The organism is Streptomyces himalayensis subsp. himalayensis (genome assembly GCF_013778455.1).
GTDB lineage: Bacteria > Actinomycetota > Actinomycetes > Streptomycetales > Streptomycetaceae > Streptomyces > Streptomyces himalayensis.
The window spans coordinates 136,630-153,862 of the sequence record NZ_JACEHE010000014.1 but is presented as its reverse complement, the minus strand read 5'-3'; the positions used below and the strand labels follow the sequence as shown (position 1 = coordinate 153,862).

The window sequence follows — 17,233 nt, the reverse complement described above, 5'->3', positions numbered from 1 at the left end:
CCCTTTTTGCCGGACTGTTGTCCACGTATCGGACGGGCGGGCACAGATCAGCTGATCCGATGACGCCGATCGATCACGTGCGCCCATCGATCACGGGGCGGTCAGGCCGCCCGCAGTCGCTTCGCGAACTCCGCCGCCGCTGCCGCCGGGTCGTCGGCCTCGGTGATCGCCCGGACGACCACGACGCGGCGGGCACCGGCTTCGAGCACCTCGTCCAGGTTGCCCAGATCGATCCCGCCGATGGCGAACCACGGCCGGTCCGTGCCGAGTGCCGCCGTGTAACGCACCAGGTCAAGGCCGGGTGCATGGCGGCCGGGTTTGGTGGGCGTCGGCCAGCACGGGCCCGTGCAGAAGTAGTCCACTCCGTCCTGGACGGCAGCCGCCGCGGCCTCCGAATCGGCGTGGGTGGAGCGGCCGACGAGTACGCGGTCGCCCAGGATCGCACGGGCAGCGGGCACGGGCAGGTCGCCCTGGCCCAGATGCAGCACGTCGGATCCGATGGCGTGCGCGACGTCCGCACGGTCGTTCACGGCGAGCAGCCTGCCGTGCCGCTGGCAGGCGTCGGCGAAGACGGCGAGGTGCTCGAGCTCCTCACCGGCCTCCATGCCCTTGTCGCGCAGCTGCACGATGTCGACGCCGTTCTCGAGGACGGCGTCGAGGAACTCCGGGAGGTCCCCCTGCCGCTTGCGCGCGTCGGTGCAGAGGTAGACCCGCGCGTCGGCGAGCTGCGCCCGCAGGGCGGCCGCGGGGTCGGTGGCCGGGGCCGTGGCTGGGTGAGCGGTGTCGTTCTTGGGCATACGTGTCCCCCGGTGGCGGCGTTGCGGCGATCGATCTGGGTGGCCGCGGGCTCCCGAGCGCCGGGCTCGGGAGCCCCTGGATGTCAGACGGCGAGCGCCTGCGCGCGGCGCTTCACCTCGGTGCCACGGTTCTCACTCAGCGCCTGGGCAGGCGTGCCGGGCAGGCTCGGGTCCGGGGTGAAGAGCCACTCGAGCATCTCTTCGTCTGTGAAGCCGTCGTCCCTCAGGAGCGTCAGGGTGCCGGTCAGGCCCTTGACGACCTTGTCGCCGTCGATGAAGGCGGCAGGCACATGCAGTGCCCGGTTCTCACCGCGGCGCACCGCGATCAGCTGGCCCTCCTTGACCAGCTGCCGGACACGCGTCACCTCGACACCGATCCTTTCGGCGATATCGGGCAGAGTGAGCCATGCGGGGACGAGAGCATCGATCTTTGCGTCAATCTCGGTCACGGGACAAGCCTGCCATCCCCGACTGACAGTCGGAAGCCAGGCGCCTCCCGGCGGGGGGCCGCCGTGCCGGCGGTGGGCGCTTTTGACCGGCGCGGACGGCGCACCGTGGGCTGCCCTGCTGAGTGGGCGCGTCGCCCGGTACGGGGCACGCCCCGTCTGCCGTACGACCCGATCTCACCCGCCGTAGTGGGTTGTGCCCACCCGTTCCGCCCTGCGGAACGCCTGCCCACAACGGAGGTCAAGCCGTCGCGGCCTTCAGCGGTCGCGACGGATCCGCCAGCAACGTCGCGTCCATCGGGTTCCCCGCCTCGATGAGTCTGCGGCCCTGTGCCAGGTCGCGTGGGCGGCCCACCGCGAGGAGTGCGACGAGGCGCTCGTCGCGTAGCCAGCACACCGCCCAGGCGGCCCCCGAGGGGTCACCCCGCCACACCATCGCGTCCGCGGCGGCGTGGTGCCCCGCGTACTGCACGAAACGCCCGAACTGCTCCGACCAGAAGTAGGGCACGGGGTCGTACGTCTCGGGGGTCTCCCCGATGATGTTGGCGGCCACCGTGCGCGGGCCCTGGAGGGCGTTGTCCCAGTGGTGGACCATGAGGCGCTCTCCGTACCTTCCCGAAGGGAAGGAGGAGCAGTCGCCGACCGCGTAGACATCGGGCGCCGAGGTCCGCAGACGGTCGTCCGTCACGACCTCCCGGTGGCTGCCGAGCTCGATCCCGGATCCCTCGAGCCACCGTGTGGCGGGCCGCGCGCCGATACCGACGACGACGGCGTCCGCGGGCAGCCGGGTGCCGTCCGCAAGGACGACCGTGCCGGGTTCGACGCGGTCCACGCGCGCGTGCGTGCGCAGATCCACACCGGCGTCGGCGTACCACACCTCCATCGGCGCGGCGACCTCGGCGGGCAGCGCCCCCGCGAGCGGCCGGTCGGCGGCCTCGACCACGGTCACCGCGCAGCCCGCCTCGCGTGCGGCCGTGGCGAACTCCGCGCCGATCCAGCCCGCGCCGACGACCACGATGTCGTGCTGCTCGGCCAGTACGGGCCGCAGCCGCTCGGCGTCGTCCAGCGTGCGCAGCAGATGGACACCTGGGACGCCCACCGCGCCGGGCAGCTGGATCGGTTCGGCACCGGTGGCCACGACCAGCACGTCGTACGGGACGGGCCCCTGCTCCGTGTCAAGCTCATGCTCGGCCGGCCGCAGCCCGGTGACCTCGCGGCCCAGGTGCAGTGCGAGGCCGAGCGCCTCGAAGTCGACGTCGAAGGCCGACCCCTCGGCCTTGCCCAGCAGCACGGCCTTGGACAGTGGCGGCCGGTCGTACGGCTGGTGCGGTTCCGCGCCGATCAGCGTGATCTCGCCGGCGAAGCCCTGCTCGCGCAGCGCAACAGCGGTGTGTACGCCGGCCATGCCCGCGCCGACGATGACGACGCGGCGCTCCGCCTGCCCGGAACTCCCGCCCGGGGCGTCCTGTGCTGTCCGGCTGCCCGCCGGGGTCTGCTCGTTCACCCGATCACCATAATCAACTGACGTTCTGTCAGTCAGTGGGCGTGGAGGACATCAGCCCGGAGGGTATCTGCTCCACGACGCTCGTCCCGCTGCCGTTCTGCGACTCCCACTCCCAGGTCTCCTCCAGCCGCACCCTGCCGTCCGCCAACTCGACGACGGTCGACACGCAGTGACCCGAGGAGGTCGTACCGTCCCGCTTCAACTGCACGTACCGGAAGTCGAGGCGGTCGCCTTCTCGCGTACCCACGAGATGGCCGCGCACGACATCGCCGCCCGCATACTCGGCCCAGACCTCCCCGTCCTTCTCGTGGTACGTGAACCGGGTCCGCGTACCGACCTGACCCGGCGCCTGGTCGGCTACCGGAGCGAGGACGAGACCGTCGAGGGACCGTACGGACGGGCGGCGCATGGGCGAAGGCTCCCTTACTGAGGTGCGGGACGAAGGGCTAGGGTGGCCACCGTACTCGCGGGAGCCCGGACGTACCGGGCTGAGAGGGAGGCTGGGACGGCCTCCGACCGTACGAACCTGATCCGGGTCATGCCGGCGAAGGGAGGGGCTCGACGCCCATGCCAGCACGCGATGTGCGCAATTCACCCGATTCAGCATCGATCGCTTCCGGTCCCGATTCTCCGATCCATCCGGGTTCCTCACCCGACGTCCTTGTGGTCGGCGGCGGCATCATCGGGCTCGTCACGGCCTGGCGGGCCGCGCAACGCGGGCTGTCCACCGCCGTCGTGGACCCCGAGCCGGGCGGCGGGGCCGCCCAGGTGGCCGCGGGCATGCTCGCCGCCGTCACCGAACTGCACTACGGCGAGCAGACGCTGCTCGGCCTCAACCTCGAGTCCGCGCGCCGCTATCCGGGCTTCGCCGCGGAGCTCACCGAGGCGACCGGACAGGACCTCGGCTACCGCCGGTCCGGCACGCTCGCCGTCGCGCTGGACGCCGACGACCGCGCCCACCTCCGGGAACTGCACGCACTGCAGCGCCAGTGCGACCTCGAGTCGGAATGGCTCACCGGGCGCGAGTGCCGACGCCTGGAGCCGATGCTCGCGCCGGGGGTGCGCGGGGGGCTCCGGGTCGACGGCGACCACCAGGTCGATCCGCGGCGCCTCGCCAAGGCGCTGGTGGCGGCCTGTGAGCGGGCCGGGGTGACCTTCCACCGGCTCTGGGCGGACCGCCTGACGGTGGTACGCGACCGGGCCACCGGAGTCGTCCTCGCCGACGGCACCCGGATCACCACCGGTCAGGTGGTCCTCGCCGGGGGAAGCCTCAGCGGCAGACTCGACGGCGTCCCCGACGACGTACTGCCGCCCGTGCGACCCGTGAAGGGCCAGGTGCTGCGGCTGGCCGTGCCGGGGCAGTACGCGCCGTTCCTGAGCCGCACGGTGCGCGCCGTCGTCCGCGGCAGCCAGGTCTATCTGGTGCCGCGTGAGAACGGCGAGCTGGTCGTGGGCGCCACCAGCGAGGAGCTCGGCTGGGACACGACGGTGACCGCGGGCGGCGTGTACGAGCTGCTGCGCGACGCCCACGAGCTGGTGCCCGGCATCACCGAGCTGCCCCTCACGGAGACGCGCGCCGGACTGCGGCCCGGCTCACCGGACAACGCGCCGCTGCTCGGCCCGACGGCCCTGCCCGGCCTGCTGCTGGCCACCGGCCACCACCGCAACGGCGTGCTGCTCACACCGGTCACCGGCGACGTGCTGGCGCACGCCCTGACGACCGGCGAACTGCCCGAAGAGGCACGCCCCTTCACCCCCGCCCGCTTCGGCCCGGCGCTCACCGCCCGCACGGCGCGCAGCGCACTCACAGAGCCGACCCCTCAGCCGGCCACAGAGCCGGCCGCCACCTTCACGGAGCAGCCCGCATGAGCCGCCCGGTCAGCACGTCGATCAGCATCTCGGTCAACGGCGAGCCGCGGGAGGTCCCCGCGGGCACCGCACTCGGCACACTCGTCGCGACGCTCACCACCGCACCGTCCGGGGTCGCCGCGGCGCTCAACGAAACCGTCGTCCCGCGCGCGGAGTGGCCCACGACCGCGCTCACCGAAGGGGACCGCATCGAGGTCCTCACCGCAGTCCAGGGAGGCTGAGCAGACTCATGGCAGACGACCCCTTCGTCATCGGCGGGCTGTCCCTCTCCTCCCGCCTGATCATGGGCACCGGCGGCGCGCCCAGCCTCGACGTGCTGGAGCGGGCCCTCGTCGCGTCCGGAACGGAGCTGACGACGGTCGCCATGCGCCGTGTCGACCCGGGCGTCCAGGGCTCGGTGCTCTCCGTCCTCGACCGCCTCGGCATCCGCGTACTGCCGAACACGGCGGGCTGCTTCACCGCCGGCGAGGCCGTACTGACCGCCCGCCTCGCGCGTGAGGCCCTCGGCACCGATCTGGTCAAACTTGAGGTCATCGCGGACGAGCGCACACTGCTGCCCGACCCCATCGAGCTTCTGGACGCAGCCGAGACCCTCGTCGACGACGGCTTCACCGTCCTGCCGTACACGAACGACGACCCCGTCCTCGCGCGGAAGCTCGAGGACGTCGGCTGCGCGGCGATCATGCCGCTCGGTTCGCCCATCGGGTCCGGTCTCGGCATCCGCAATCCGCACAACTTCCAGCTGATCGTGGAGCACGCGCGCGTGCCGGTGATTCTGGACGCGGGCGCGGGCACGGCGTCGGACGTCGCGCTGGCGATGGAGCTGGGGTGCGCGGGTGTGATGCTCGCCTCAGCCGTCACCCGGGCCCAGGAGCCGGTGCTCATGGCCGAGGCCATGCGGCATGCGGTCGAGGCGGGCCGCCTGGCGCGGCGGGCGGGGCGGATTCCGCGGCGGCACTTCGCCGAGGCGTCCTCTCCCACGGAGGGTCTGGCCCGGCTGGACCCGGAGCGGCCGGCGTTCTGACACCGGTGCGCCCGGCGTCCCGGTGACGGCCGGAACCTCCGGTGGCAAGGGTCACAGCTCTGCCGCATTCCCTGCCCGGAATTCCCGCGGCGGACGGCGGTGACAGTCCCGGCTCGTACACTCGCCTCCGTGGACACGACCCTTCAGGACCCCCTCGTCGGGCAGATGCTCGACGGGCGGTACCGCATCGACGCCCGTATCGCGGTCGGCGGGATGGCCACGGTCTACCGGGCCGTGGACACCCGCCTCGACCGTGTTCTCGCGCTCAAGGTGATGCACCCTGCGCTGGCCGCGGACGTGTCGTTCGTCGAGCGCTTCATCCGTGAGGCGAAGTCGGTGGCGCGGCTCTCACACCCCAATGTGGTCGGCGTCTACGACCAGGGCACGGACGGCGGCTACGTCTACCTGGCGATGGAGTACGTGGCAGGGTGCACCCTGCGTGACGTGCTGCGCGAGCGCGGGGCCCTGCAGCCGCGGGCCGCACTGGACATCCTGGAGCCGGTGCTGGCCGCGCTGGGCGCCGCGCACCGCGCCGGGTTCGTGCACCGCGACATGAAGCCGGAGAACGTCCTGATAGGGGACGACGGACGGGTCAAGGTCGCCGACTTCGGTCTCGTACGGGCCGTGGACACCGTGACCAGCACCACCGGCGCCGTCCTCGGCACCGTCTCGTATCTCGCGCCGGAGCAGATCGAGCACGGCACCTCGGACCCGCGCGTCGACGTGTACGCGTGCGGTGTCGTCCTCTACGAGATGCTGACGGGCGGCAAACCGCACTCCGGCGAGTCCCCGGCCCAGGTGCTCTACCAGCACCTCAACGAGGACGTGCCGCCGCCGTCGGCCGCCGTGCCGGGCCTGCCCTACGCGCTCGACGAGCTCGTGGCGTCCGCGACCGCCCGTACGCCGGGTGTGCGCCCGCAGGACGCGGTGGCGCTGCTGGCCGCCGTCAGAGAGGCGCGGGCCGGGCTCACCGACGAGCAGCTGGACGCGGTGCCGCCGGGGGCCCGCGGCGATGGGCACGACGGGCGTGACATCTCCGGGGACCGTACGAGCGTGATTCCCCGCGGGCTGTCCATGCCGCGGCCGCTGCCCGTCCATGACGACGCCCCTGACGAAGCCGTGCTCAACCGCACGAGCCGGTTCGAGTCCCCGCCTCCTGCTCCTCCGCGGCGCCCGAGGCGCGATCGGCGCGGCATTTTCGCGGTGATCGCCGCGGTGCTGCTGGCGCTGGGGCTCGGTGCCGGCGTCTGGTACATCAACTCCGGCCAGTTCACGAAGGTGCCGCCGCTGCTGGCGAAGACCGAGGCCCAGGCGAGGCAGCAGCTCGCGGACGCCGGTCTCGAGGTGAACGGCGTCAAGCGCCGGTACAGCGACACCGTCACGCGCGGCACCGTCATCAGCACCAGCCCCGAGCCCGGAGCGCGCATCCGCCACAACGACGGCGTGACGCTGACGCTCTCGCTGGGCCCGGAGACCGTGAAGGTCCCGGATCTGCAGGGCGTGACCCTGGCGAAGGCGAAGTCCGCGCTGAAGGACGCCGGTCTGGAGCCCGGCATGGTGACCAGGGCGTTCAGCGAGGAAGTCGGCAGGGGCTCCGTGATCAGTACGGACCCGGGGGCGGGCACGGTGCGCAGGGCCGGCTCGGCCGTCGCGCTGACCGTCAGCAGGGGCAGCCCGGTGGACGTGCCCGATGTCACGGGCGAGTCCGTCGAGGACGCGACCGCCGACCTGGAGGAGGAGGGCCTGAAGGTCGAGATCGCCTCCGTCCGGGTCAACTCCGAGTTCGACGCGGGCACGGTGGCCAGGCAGTCGCCAGCCGCGGACCGCCAGGTGGCGGAGGGCGACACGATCACCCTCACGATCTCCAAGGGCCCGGTGATGGTCGAGGTCCCCGACGTGGTGGGCGACAACGTCGACGACGCCCGGCAGAAGCTCGAGGACGCCGGGTTCGAGGTCGAGGAGGACCGGGGCCTGTTCGGGTTCTTCGGCGACACGGTGAGGAGCCAGTCGGTGGACGGCGGCGACGAGGCCCCGAAGGGGTCGACGATCACCCTCAAGATCGGCTGAGGGGCGCATGGCCAGGCGCGTGCCCGGCCACGCGGCCCTGGGGCGCCCATCCCCTGCCGGAGCGCCCCCGGCCTCGTGACACCCTGAAGGGTGTGACAAGCCAGCAGTCCCGTAATCCCGTCGGCAGCCATGTCCCCGTGGCCGGCGGCCTCTCCACCATCGGTCTGTCGTACGCACGCGAGATCGGCGCCGAGACCGTCCAGGTCTTCGTCGCCAATCCGCGCGGCTGGGCGACGCCCGTCGGCAATTCGAGGCAGGATGAGGAGTTCCGCGCGGCCTGCGCTGCCGAGTCGATTCCCGCGTACGTGCACGCGCCGTATCTGATCAACTTCGGTTCGCACACCGAAGCGACCGTCGAGCGGTCCGTGGAGTCGCTGCGGCACTCACTGCGCCGCGGGCGCGAGATCGGCGCCCTGGGTGTCGTCGTGCACACCGGCTCGGCGACCGGCGGACGGGACCGCGCGGTCGCGCTCAAGCAGGTACGCGCACACATGTTGCCGCTGCTCGAAGAGCTGACCGACGACGACGATCCGTACCTCCTGCTGGAGTCCACCGCAGGCCAGGGCGCCTCGCTGTGCTCCCGCACCTGGGACTTCGGCCCGTACTTCGAGGCTCTCGACGCCCACCCCAAGCTCGGCGTCTGCCTGGACACCTGCCACATCTTCGCGGCGGGCCACGACCTGACCGGCCCCAGCGGGATGAGGCAGACTCTCGACCTACTGGTCGACACAGTCGGCGAGGGCCGTCTCCGGCTCATCCACGCCAATGACTCCAAGGATGTGGTGGGCGCCCACAAGGACCGTCACGAGAACATCGGCAGCGGCCACATAGGCGAGGACCCGTTCCGCGAGCTGTTCAGCCATCCCGCGACCCAGGGCGTACCGCTGATCATCGAGACACCGGGCCGCAAGGAGGGCCACGCGGCGGACGTTGCGCGCCTGAAGAAACTCAGGGACGGCTAGACGGCTGACGCCCGCCTGCCGGCAGTGAGGCTCAGGGCGGGGAGGCTTCACAGCAGGAAGGCTTCACAGCAGGAAGGGTCCACAGCAGGAAGCTCAGAGCTCGGGCCCGTCCCCGGGCTCCTCCTGGTACGAGTAGCGCTGCTCACGCCAGGGGTCGCCGATGTTGTGGTAGCCGCGCTCCTCCCAGAAGCCGCGCCGGTCGGCGCTCATGTACTCGACGCCGCGGACCCACTTGGGGCCCTTCCAGGCGTACAGATGGGGCACGATGAGCCGCAGCGGAAAGCCGTGCTCGGCGGTGAGGAGCTCGCCGTCCTTGTGGGTGGCGAAGATCGTCCGGTCGGACATGAAGTCGGACAGCCGCAGATTCGAGCTGAAGCCGTACTCTGCCCAGACCATCACATGGGTGACATGGGGCGCGGGCGGCGCGAGCTCCAGGATCGTCATGGCACGGACGCCGCCCCATTCGGCGCCGAGCATGCTGAACTTCGTGACGCAGTGCAGATCGGCCACGACCGTGGAGTACGGCAGGGCCGAGAACTCCTCGTGCGTCCAGCAGTGCTTGTCCCCGTCGGCGGTGGCGCCGAAGACCCGGAAATCCCAGCGCTCCGGTCGGAACTTGGGTACGGGACCGTAGTGCGTGACCGGCCAGCCCTTCTGCAGTCGCTGTCCCGGCGGCAGCTCGGACTGCACTGCTTCCCGAGATTCGCGACCCGAAGGATGACCCATGCCTCCATCCTGACAGACCGGAGGGAGTGCAATTGACCGGCCCCGCACCGATTCGGGCAACTCCTACTAAGCGTGCACTTACTGGACGATCTACCGCGCCGGTGCAAGGATGCGCGCCATCTGCACTGCCAGTCACGCATGTGGAAGGAGCCTCTGCGATGCAGGGCGACCCCGAGGTCATCGAATTCCTGAACGAGCAGCTGACCGGCGAGCTCACGGCGATCAACCAGTACTTCCTGCACGCGAAGATGCAGGAGAACTACGGCTGGACGAAGCTCGCCAAGTACACCCGCGCTGAGTCGTTCGACGAGATGAGGCACGCGGAGGTACTCACCGACCGGATCATTTTTCTCGAAGGCCTCCCCAACTACCAGCGACTCTTCCATGTCCGCGTGGGGCAGACCATCACCGAGATGTTCCAGGCCGACCGACAGGTCGAGGTGGAGGCGATCGACCGCCTCAAGCGCGGGATCGAGGTGATGCGCTCCAAGGGCGACATCACGTCTGCGAACATCTTCGAGTCGATCCTCGCGGACGAGGAGCACCACATCGACTATCTGGACACGCAGCTGGACCTGGTGGACAAGCTGGGCGAGGCGCTCTACATCGCGCAGGTCATCGAGCAGCCGGACGAGAGCTAGCCGGGCAGTCGGACGAGGGTCGGCCGTCAGTCAGCGAGAGCTGGTCCACGGATCGAGCGGTAAAGGAGCAGAAAGGCTTCTGCGGGCCCATGCCAGGCCGGCTGAGCAGGGTGGCTACGCCGCGCCCTCGAGCTGCTCGAGCTCCGGCTCCGTTGCCAGCGCGGCGACGCCCAAGCCCTGGTCCACCAGCTCGCGACGGGGGCATGCGCCCCGGCCGAGCAGTGCCTGGATGCGGCGTACGCAGGAGCCGCAGTCCGTGCCCGCCTTGCAGGCCGACGCTATCTGGCGGGGGGTGCAGGCACCGTCCTCCGCGTGCTTCTTCACCTGCGCCTCGGTCACACCGAAGCAGTTGCAGACGTACACGCGGTTCACCTCCCCGGTGATGTTCGGGATCGTTCGTAGCGCCGTCCCGATTCGTCGGTGAGGCTAACCTAACCTTACCCGGGACGTCGAGGGCGTAAAAGCCCCGGACGCACCGGTGGGGCGCGGATCACATGGATCCGCGCCCCACCTTCATGCGTAGAGGCATGCGTAGAGGACCGCTTACTGGTCCCGGTACATCTCGGCGACCAGGAAGGCCAGGTCAAGCGACTGGCTGCGGTTCAGCCGCGGGTCGCAGGCCGTCTCGTAGCGCTGGTGCAGGTCGTCGACGAAGATCTCGTCGCCGCCGCCCACGCACTCGGTGACGTCGTCGCCGGTCAGCTCCACATGGATGCCGCCCGGGTGGGTGCCCAGCGCCTTGTGGACCTCGAAGAAGCCCTTGACCTCGTCGAGCACGTCGTCGAAGCGCCGGGTCTTGTGGCCGGAGGCCGCTTCGAACGTGTTGCCGTGCATCGGGTCGGTCACCCAGGCCACCACGGCGCCCGAGGCCGTGACCTTCTCGACCAGCTCGGGCAGCCGGTCGCGGATCTTGTCCGCGCCCATCCGCACGATGAAGGTCAGACGGCCCGGCTCGCGCTCGGGGTCGAGGCGCTCGATGTACTGCAGCGCCTCCTCGGCCGTCGTGGTCGGGCCGAGCTTGATGCCGATCGGGTTGCGGATCTTCGACGCGAACTCGATGTGCGCGCCGTCCAGCTGGCGGGTGCGCTCACCGATCCAGACCATGTGGCCCGAGACGTCGTAGAGGTTGCCGGTGCGCGAGTCGACGCGGGTCAGCGCGGACTCGTAGTCGAGCAGCAGGGCCTCGTGCGAGGAGTAGAACTCGACGGTCTTGAACTCCTCCGGGTCCGTGCCGCAGGCCCGCATGAAGTTCAGCGCGTTGTCGATCTCGCGCGCCAGCTGCTCGTAGCGCTGGCCCGAGGGGGACGACTTCACGAAGTCCTGGTTCCAGGCGTGGACCTGGCGCAGGTCGGCGTAGCCGCCGGTGGTGAAGGCGCGCACCAGGTTCAGCGTCGAGGCGGAGGCGTTGTACATCCGCTTCAGCCGCTGGGGGTCCGGGACGCGGGCATCCTCGGTGAAGTCGAAGCCGTTGACGGAGTCGCCGCGGTACGTCGGCAGGGTCACGCCGTCGCGGGTCTCGGTCGGCTTGGAGCGCGGCTTGGAGTACTGACCGGCGATCCGGCCGACCTTCACGACCGGCACGGACGCGGCGTACGTCAGCACGGCGCCCATCTGGAGCAGGGTCTTCAGTTTGTTGCGGATGTGGTCGGCGGACACGCCGTCGAAGGCCTCGGCGCAGTCGCCGCCCTGGAGGAGGAACGCCTCGCCCCTGGCGACGGCTCCCATCCGGGCACGCAGCTGGTCGCACTCGCCTGCGAAGACGAGAGGCGGATACGACTCGAGCTCCGCGACGACGTCGCGCAGAGCCTCGGCATCGGGGTACTCAGGCTGCTGCGCCGCGGGAAGGTCTCGCCAGGTGTTGCCACCGGCAGCGGTGGACTTAGCGTTCACGGTCACGTGCCCCACATTACGGGGTCGTGTCGGGCACCCCCGAGCCCGCTCACCAAGTGAGACGGTGCGCGCTCGTTCGACGACGCCTGTGGCGAGTGGTACAGGGCTCCGACCTGCGCGTACGGGAGGCCGCGGTCCGCACGCGCGGTGGCGGAGGGGCCCGTCGCGTCCCGCGGCGTGAGCCGCAGTTGTGTGCGGCTTGTGCCTTGGCCCCTGTTTTGAGGGCCCACCGCTCCCCGTCTTCGGGTAGGGTGCCGGGCATGTTCGCGCACACGATCCAGAACTGGTGGTGGACCGCTCACTCGGCGGCCCACTGACTGCGCGTACTCGAAGACTCGCGAAGGCCGCCCGAGGGGCGGCCTTCGGTGTTTCCAGGCCGTTCCTCCCAGCACAACCCCAGGGAAGGAACCCCGCCGTGGACCTGCACAGACTGCTCGACGACGACTGCCCGCCCTTCGCCCTGCTGCGCCGCCGCACGCCCGGGCGTGCCGCCGACGGCTCGGACACGGTCGAGGTGCTGCTCGGCCCCGTCCGCGAGGTCGAGCGCCTCGCCGACATTCCCGTGGGCGACCGGCCGTCGCTCGCGCTCGTCCCTTTCCGGCAGATCCGGGAGCGCGGCTTCGACGTGACGGACGACGGCACCCCGCTCGCGGTGCTGACCGCCGAGGAGACGTACGAACTGCCGCTCGCCGAGGCCCTGTTGCAGCTGCCCGCCCATGACGTACGGGTCGAGGGCGGTGCCTTCGACGTGGCCGACGAGGAGTACGCGGAGATCGTCGGCCGGGTGCTGCGCGAGGAGATCGGGCAGGGCGAGGGCGCGAACTTCGTCATCCGGCGGACGTACGAGGGTGAGATCCCGGGCTTCACCAGGGCCGATGCCCTCGCGCTGTTCCGGCGGCTGCTGGTCGGCGAGCGCGGCGCGTACTGGACGTTCGTCGTGCACACCGGCGACCGCACCCTGGTCGGGGCCAGCCCGGAGGTTCACGTGCGCATGTCCGGCGGGACGGTCGTCATGAACCCGATCAGCGGGACGTACCGCTACCCGGCCGAGGGGCCGACCGCCGAGAGCATGCTGGAGTTCCTCGGCGACGGCAAGGAGATCGAGGAGCTCTCGATGGTCGTCGACGAGGAGCTCAAGATGATGTGCACGGTCGGCGACATGGGCGGTGTCGTCATCGGGCCGCGGCTGAAGGAGATGGCCCATCTCGCGCACACCGAGTACGAGTTGAGAGGCAGGTCGTCGCTGGACGTCCGCGAGGTGCTGCGCGAGACCATGTTCGCGGCGACCGTCACCGGCTCGCCGGTGCAGAACGCGTGCCGTGTCATCGAGCGCCACGAGGTCGGCGGGCGCGGCTACTACGCGGGGGCCCTGGCCCTCGTCGGCCGGGACGCCGGCGGGGCCCAGACCCTCGACTCGCCCATCCTCATCCGTACCGCCGACATCGACGCCGCCGGGCGGCTGCGGGTCCCGGTCGGCGCGACGCTCGTGCGCGGCTCGGACCCGATGAGCGAGGTCGCCGAGACGCACGCCAAGGCGGCAGGGGTGCTGGCCGCTCTGGGGGTGCGTCCGGGCCGGCCGCGCGAGGAGCGGGAACGGCCGGGGCTGGCGGAGGACCCGCGCGTCCAGGCCGCGCTCGACGGCCGCAGGGCCGCGCTCGCGCCGTTCTGGCTGCGGATGCAGGGGAGGTCGGCGGCCCTGGAGGGGCATGCGCTGGTCGTGGACGGCGAGGACACGTTCACGGCGATGCTCGCGCATGTGCTGCGTGCGTCGGGCCTGGAGGTGACGGTGCGGCGGTACGACGAGCCAGGGCTGCGGGATGCGGTGCTCGCGCACGAGGGTCCGCTGGTGCTGGGCCCGGGGCCCGGCGATCCGGGCGACACGGGCGACACGGGCGACCCCAAGATGCGATTCCTGCGGGCGCTCACCGCCGAGGTGATCGGGACCCACCGCCACGGAGTCCTGGGCGTCTGCCTCGGCCATGAGCTGATCGCGGCCGAGCTGGGCCTGGAGATCGTCCGGAAGGAGGTGCCGTACCAGGGCGCGCAGACGGACATCGATCTCTTCGGGCGCCGGGAGACCGTGGGCTTCTACAACAGCTTCGTGGCGGCGTGCGACGACGACGCGGCCCTGGAGCTGTCGGCGCACGGCGTCGAGGTCAGCCGGGACGCGGCCACGGGCGAGGTGCACGCGCTGCGAGGACGGGGCTTCGCGGGACTGCAGTTCCACCCCGAGTCCGTGCTGTCGCTGCGCGGGGCGGCGATCGTGCGGGAGCTGGTGGGTCAGCTCTTGGGGGCGGACGGCACCAGGACGTTGTCGGAGCGGCGGCCCGCCTTGTAGTCCAGGACGTTCTGCAGCGTGGTGTCGATGATCTGGCCGACGGCGTCGGATGTGTAGTACGCCTGGTGCGAGGTGACCAGGACGTTCGGGAAGGTGACGAGGCGGGCCAGGGTGTCGTCCACGACGATCTCCAGGGACTTGTCGAGGAAGAACAGCCCTGCCTCCGCCTCGTACACATCGAGTCCGACGCCCGTGAAGCGGCCCTTGCGCAGCTCGTCGACGAGGGCCCGGGAGTCGATGAGGCCGCCGCGGCTGGAGTTCACCAGGATCGCGTCGTCCTTCATGTTCTTCAGGGCCGTCGCGTCGATGACGTTCTGGGTCGCGGGGAGCAGCGGTACGTGCAGGCTGATCAGGTCGGCCTCGGCGAAGAGCCGCTCCTTCTCGACGTAGTTCATGCCGAGCTCGACGCAGGCGGGGTTCTCGGCGACGTCCCAGCCGAGCAGGTTCATGCCGAAGCCGTGGGCGATCCGGGTGAAGGCCTCGCCGATCTTGCCGGTGCCGAGCACTCCGACGGTACGGCCGTGCATGTCGCGGCCCATCAGGCCGTTGAGCCGGAAGTCGAAGTCGCGGGTGCGGGTGGAGGCGCGGACGATCCGCCGGTTGATCGCCATCGCCAGCGCCCAGGCGAACTCCGCGACCGAGTACGGCGAGTAGTACGAGACCCGGGCCACGGTGATGCCGAGGCGCTCGGCGACCTCCAGGTCGATGTTGTTGAAGCCGGTGGAGCGCTGGGCGACCATCCGCGTTCCACCGGCGGCGAGCGTGTCCAGGACGCGGCCGCTCAGGTCGGCGTTGACGCTCGTGGAGATGATCTCGTGGCCCGCCGCGATGGGGGCGGTGTCCTCGTTGAGGAAGACATCGAGGCACCGGATGTCGTCATGACCAGCGAATGCCTTCTCGATCAGCGGCTTCTCATCGGACTGCACCCCGAAGGCAATGATCTGCACGGCTTCTCCCGTCTTACTGGGCTATGGGCCGATTCCTGGGCTATGGGCCGATTACTGGGCTATGGGCCGACATCGCGAATATACGACCCATAGCCCGGGCGTGCCCTGCGGGGAGAGAGCGCCCCAGGTCAGCCGAAGAACACCCCGACCTCCTCGTACAGCTTCGGGTCCACCGTCTTCAGCTTGGCCGTGGCCTCCGAGAGCGGTACGCGGACGATGTCCGTGCCGCGGAGGGCGACCATCTTGCCGAAGTCGCCGTCGCGCACCGCGTCGATCGCGTGCAGCCCGAAGCGGGTGGCGAGCCAGCGGTCGAAGGCGCTGGGGGTGCCGCCGCGCTGGACGTGGCCCAGCACGGTCGTACGGGCCTCCTTGCCGGTGCGCTTCTCGATCTCCTTCGCCAGCCACTCGCCGACGCCGGAGAGCCGGACGTGGCCGAAGGAGTCGAGCGAGCCGTCCTTGAGCACCATGTCGCCGTCCTTGGGCATGGCGCCCTCGGCGACGACCACGATGGGTGCGTACGACGCCTTGAAGCGGGAGGTGACCCAGGAGCAGACCTGGTCGACGTCGAAGCGCTGCTCGGGGATGAGGATCACGTTGGCGCCGCCCGCGAGGCCGGAGTGGAGCGCGATCCAGCCGGCGTGACGGCCCATCACCTCGACGACGAGCACGCGCATGTGCGACTCGGCGGTGGTGTGCAGGCGGTCGATCGCCTCGGTGGCGATGCCGACGGCCGTGTCGAAGCCGAAGGTGTAGTCGGTGGCGGACAGGTCGTTGTCGATGGTCTTCGGTACGCCCACGCAGTTGATGCCGTACTCGTCGGCGAGACGTGCCGCGACGCCCAGGGTGTCCTCGCCGCCGATCGCGATCAGGGCCTCCACCTCGTGCTTGGCGAGGTTCTCCCGGATCCGGCGGATGCCGTTCTCCTCCTTGAGGGGGTTCGTGCGCGACGAGCCGAGGATGGTGCCGCCCCGGGGGAGGATGCCGCGCACCGCGGGGATGCCGAGCGGCATGGCGTCGCCCTCCAGCGGACCGCGCCAGCCGTCGCGGAAGCCGGTGAAGTCGTAGCCGTACTCCTGCACGCCCTTGCGGACGATGCCCCGGATGACGGCGTTGAGCCCGGGGCAGTCGCCGCCTCCGGTCAGTACTCCGACCCGCATGGAAATGTCCCTTCGCTCCGGTATGAGCTGATGCGGGTCACGCTAATGGTGATCCACGTCACTTCGGGACAGGGCGGAGGGTCAATTCCGGTGAATTATCGAGGCATTGATCGAGACCCTTTCACCCGAACGAGCGGCTGCCGGTGCGGGTGAGGTTGACGGGCTTGACGCGGGACACGGTTCACTCGTCATCGAGGCCACGCTCTATCGCGTACCGGACGAGCTCGACCCTGTTGTGGAGTTGGAGCTTGCCGAGGGTGTTCTGCACGTGGTTCTGCACGGTGCGGTGCGATATGACGAGCCGTTCGGCGATCTGCTTGTAGCTCAGGCCCTTGGCGACCAGCCGCAGCACCTCGGTCTCGCGCTCGGTGAGCTGCGGCGCCTTGGGCCCGTCCGGGGCGGAGGGCGCGGGCTCGGATGCCAGCCTGCGGTACTCGCCGAGGACCAGGCCGGCGAGACCGGGCGTGAAGACGGCGTCGCCGACCGCCGTGCGGCGCACCGCGTCGATCAGCTCCTCCGTGGACGCCGACTTCAGCAGATAGCCCGTGGCACCGGACTTGACCGCCTCGAGGACGTCGGCGTGCTCACCGCTCGCGGACAGGACGAGCACGCGCAGCGTCTTGTCGGTCCCGACGAGTTCCTTGCACACCTGGACGCCCGGCTTGCCCGGAAGGTTGAGGTCGAGCACGAGCACATGCGGCTCGACGGCGCGGGCGCGGCGCACGGCCTGCTCGCCGTCGCCCGCCGTGGCGACCACATCGAAGCCGGACTCGGCGAGATCGCGGGCGACGGCGTCCCGCCACATCGGGTGGTCGTCGACCACCATCACCTTGATCCGCCCATGCTCCTGCCCTGGCCCCTGCTT

Annotated in this window: 18 protein-coding genes and 1 riboswitch; of the genes, 8 read left to right on the top strand and 10 right to left on the bottom strand. The window is 70.6% G+C overall.

Going from position 1 to position 17,233, the window contains the following annotated elements; translation table 11 throughout:
* Positions 1 to 101 precede the first annotated feature (101 nt).
* The 4 genes from thiE to H1D24_RS22985 all read right to left on the bottom strand — a co-directional run bounded on the left by thiE (position 102) and on the right by H1D24_RS22985 (position 3,156).
* A complete protein-coding gene (gene thiE / locus H1D24_RS23000) occupies positions 102 to 797 on the bottom strand; it encodes a thiamine phosphate synthase (RefSeq protein WP_258564247.1) in 696 nt (231 codons plus the stop codon).
* Between the two features lie 83 nt (positions 798 to 880).
* Entirely contained in the window at positions 881 to 1,246 is a 366-nt protein-coding gene (locus H1D24_RS22995; protein WP_181659548.1) for an Rv2175c family DNA-binding protein, read from the bottom strand.
* A 238-nt stretch (positions 1,247 to 1,484) separates the two neighbouring features.
* The gene (locus H1D24_RS22990; RefSeq protein ID WP_181659547.1) at positions 1,485 to 2,747 is read right to left on the bottom strand and encodes an NAD(P)/FAD-dependent oxidoreductase; all 1,263 of its coding nucleotides are present in this window, start codon (positions 2,745 to 2,747) and stop codon (positions 1,485 to 1,487) included.
* 28 nt (positions 2,748 to 2,775) lie between these two features.
* Positions 2,776 to 3,156 (bottom strand): avidin-fold protein, encoded by a 381-nt coding sequence (locus tag H1D24_RS22985; protein WP_181659546.1) that lies wholly within the window; start codon positions 3,154 to 3,156, stop codon positions 2,776 to 2,778.
* 47 nt (positions 3,157 to 3,203) lie between these two features.
* Positions 3,204 to 3,317, top strand: a riboswitch (TPP riboswitch).
* Here H1D24_RS22985 and thiO point away from each other — a divergent pair.
* The 5 genes from thiO to H1D24_RS22960 all read left to right on the top strand — a co-directional run bounded on the left by thiO (position 3,315) and on the right by H1D24_RS22960 (position 8,669).
* Positions 3,315 to 4,616 carry a glycine oxidase ThiO gene (thiO, locus tag H1D24_RS22980; protein ID WP_181659545.1) on the top strand — a complete coding sequence of 434 codons (1,302 nt, stop codon included), beginning with the start codon at positions 3,315 to 3,317 and terminating at the stop codon, positions 4,614 to 4,616. Its footprint overlaps the riboswitch before it by 3 nt.
* The gene (gene thiS, locus H1D24_RS22975; RefSeq protein ID WP_181659544.1) at positions 4,613 to 4,837 is read left to right on the top strand and encodes a sulfur carrier protein ThiS; all 225 of its coding nucleotides are present in this window, start codon (positions 4,613 to 4,615) and stop codon (positions 4,835 to 4,837) included. The genes thiO and thiS overlap by 4 nt, the downstream gene beginning before the upstream one ends.
* An 8-nt stretch (positions 4,838 to 4,845) precedes the next feature.
* Positions 4,846 to 5,640 carry a thiazole synthase gene (locus tag H1D24_RS22970; RefSeq protein WP_181659543.1) on the top strand — a complete coding sequence of 265 codons (795 nt, stop codon included), beginning with the start codon at positions 4,846 to 4,848 and terminating at the stop codon, positions 5,638 to 5,640.
* Between the two features lie 129 nt (positions 5,641 to 5,769).
* Positions 5,770 to 7,707, top strand: a complete 1,938-nt coding sequence (gene pknB / locus H1D24_RS22965; RefSeq protein ID WP_181659542.1) for a Stk1 family PASTA domain-containing Ser/Thr kinase — start codon at positions 5,770 to 5,772, stop codon at positions 7,705 to 7,707.
* Positions 7,708 to 7,799: 92 nt separating this feature from the next.
* On the top strand, positions 7,800 to 8,669 hold the full coding sequence (locus H1D24_RS22960; RefSeq protein ID WP_181659541.1) for a deoxyribonuclease IV: 870 nt from the start codon (positions 7,800 to 7,802) through the stop codon (positions 8,667 to 8,669).
* Between the two features lie 93 nt (positions 8,670 to 8,762).
* Here H1D24_RS22960 and H1D24_RS22955 read toward each other — a convergent pair whose 3' ends face one another.
* The gene (locus tag H1D24_RS22955) at positions 8,763 to 9,395 is read right to left on the bottom strand and encodes a sulfite oxidase-like oxidoreductase (protein ID WP_181659540.1); all 633 of its coding nucleotides are present in this window, start codon (positions 9,393 to 9,395) and stop codon (positions 8,763 to 8,765) included.
* A 158-nt stretch (positions 9,396 to 9,553) separates the two neighbouring features.
* Between H1D24_RS22955 and bfr the strand changes: the two genes are divergently transcribed.
* Positions 9,554 to 10,036 (top strand): bacterioferritin, encoded by a 483-nt coding sequence (gene bfr, locus H1D24_RS22950; protein WP_181659539.1) that lies wholly within the window; start codon positions 9,554 to 9,556, stop codon positions 10,034 to 10,036.
* Positions 10,037 to 10,150: 114 nt separating this feature from the next.
* On the opposite strand, the gene H1D24_RS22945 is transcribed toward bfr, so the two are convergent.
* A complete protein-coding gene (locus H1D24_RS22945; RefSeq protein WP_181659538.1) occupies positions 10,151 to 10,408 on the bottom strand; it encodes a (2Fe-2S)-binding protein in 258 nt (85 codons plus the stop codon).
* A 171-nt stretch (positions 10,409 to 10,579) separates the two neighbouring features.
* Positions 10,580 to 11,932 carry a class II 3-deoxy-7-phosphoheptulonate synthase gene (locus H1D24_RS22940; RefSeq protein ID WP_181659537.1) on the bottom strand — a complete coding sequence of 451 codons (1,353 nt, stop codon included), beginning with the start codon at positions 11,930 to 11,932 and terminating at the stop codon, positions 10,580 to 10,582.
* A 254-nt stretch (positions 11,933 to 12,186) separates the two neighbouring features.
* Between H1D24_RS22940 and H1D24_RS44115 the strand changes: the two genes are divergently transcribed.
* Together H1D24_RS44115 and H1D24_RS22930 are read left to right on the top strand one after the other, a co-directional pair.
* Positions 12,187 to 12,243 carry a trp operon leader peptide gene (locus H1D24_RS44115; protein WP_220276866.1) on the top strand — a complete coding sequence of 19 codons (57 nt, stop codon included), beginning with the start codon at positions 12,187 to 12,189 and terminating at the stop codon, positions 12,241 to 12,243.
* A 98-nt stretch (positions 12,244 to 12,341) separates the two neighbouring features.
* Positions 12,342 to 14,264 (top strand): anthranilate synthase family protein, encoded by a 1,923-nt coding sequence (locus H1D24_RS22930; RefSeq protein ID WP_181659535.1) that lies wholly within the window; start codon positions 12,342 to 12,344, stop codon positions 14,262 to 14,264.
* Here H1D24_RS22930 and H1D24_RS22925 read toward each other — a convergent pair.
* The 3 genes from H1D24_RS22925 to H1D24_RS22915 all read right to left on the bottom strand — a co-directional run bounded on the left by H1D24_RS22925 (position 14,207) and on the right by H1D24_RS22915 (position 17,194).
* Positions 14,207 to 15,211 carry a 2-hydroxyacid dehydrogenase gene (locus H1D24_RS22925; RefSeq protein ID WP_181659534.1) on the bottom strand — a complete coding sequence of 335 codons (1,005 nt, stop codon included), beginning with the start codon at positions 15,209 to 15,211 and terminating at the stop codon, positions 14,207 to 14,209. The two genes, H1D24_RS22930 and H1D24_RS22925, sit on opposite strands and share 58 nt — an antisense overlap.
* A gap of 128 nt (positions 15,212 to 15,339) precedes the next feature.
* Positions 15,340 to 16,368 (bottom strand): 6-phosphofructokinase, encoded by a 1,029-nt coding sequence (locus tag H1D24_RS22920; protein ID WP_181659533.1) that lies wholly within the window; start codon positions 16,366 to 16,368, stop codon positions 15,340 to 15,342.
* Between the two features lie 181 nt (positions 16,369 to 16,549).
* Entirely contained in the window at positions 16,550 to 17,194 is a 645-nt protein-coding gene (locus tag H1D24_RS22915; RefSeq protein WP_374064307.1) for a response regulator, read from the bottom strand.
* Between the last annotated feature and the right edge of the window lie 39 nt (positions 17,195 to 17,233).

What these genes read in the sequence shown, in the direction of transcription:
- thiO (WP_181659545.1), top strand. Translation starts at nt 3,315, where the DNA reads ATGCCAGCACGCGATGTGCGCAATTCACCCGATTCAGCATCGATCGCT.
- H1D24_RS22920 (WP_181659533.1), bottom strand. Translation starts at nt 16,368, where the DNA reads ATGCGGGTCGGAGTACTGACCGGAGGCGGCGACTGCCCCGGGCTCAAC.
- H1D24_RS22955 (WP_181659540.1), bottom strand. Translation starts at nt 9,395, where the DNA reads ATGGGTCATCCTTCGGGTCGCGAATCTCGGGAAGCAGTGCAGTCCGAG.
- thiE (WP_258564247.1), bottom strand. Translation starts at nt 797, where the DNA reads ATGCCCAAGAACGACACCGCTCACCCAGCCACGGCCCCGGCCACCGAC.
- H1D24_RS22915 (WP_374064307.1), bottom strand. Translation starts at nt 17,194, where the DNA reads ATGGTGGTCGACGACCACCCGATGTGGCGGGACGCCGTCGCCCGCGAT.
- bfr (WP_181659539.1), top strand. Translation starts at nt 9,554, where the DNA reads ATGCAGGGCGACCCCGAGGTCATCGAATTCCTGAACGAGCAGCTGACC.
- thiS (WP_181659544.1), top strand. Translation starts at nt 4,613, where the DNA reads ATGAGCCGCCCGGTCAGCACGTCGATCAGCATCTCGGTCAACGGCGAG.
- H1D24_RS22985 (WP_181659546.1), bottom strand. Translation starts at nt 3,156, where the DNA reads ATGCGCCGCCCGTCCGTACGGTCCCTCGACGGTCTCGTCCTCGCTCCG.
- H1D24_RS22970 (WP_181659543.1), top strand. Translation starts at nt 4,846, where the DNA reads ATGGCAGACGACCCCTTCGTCATCGGCGGGCTGTCCCTCTCCTCCCGC.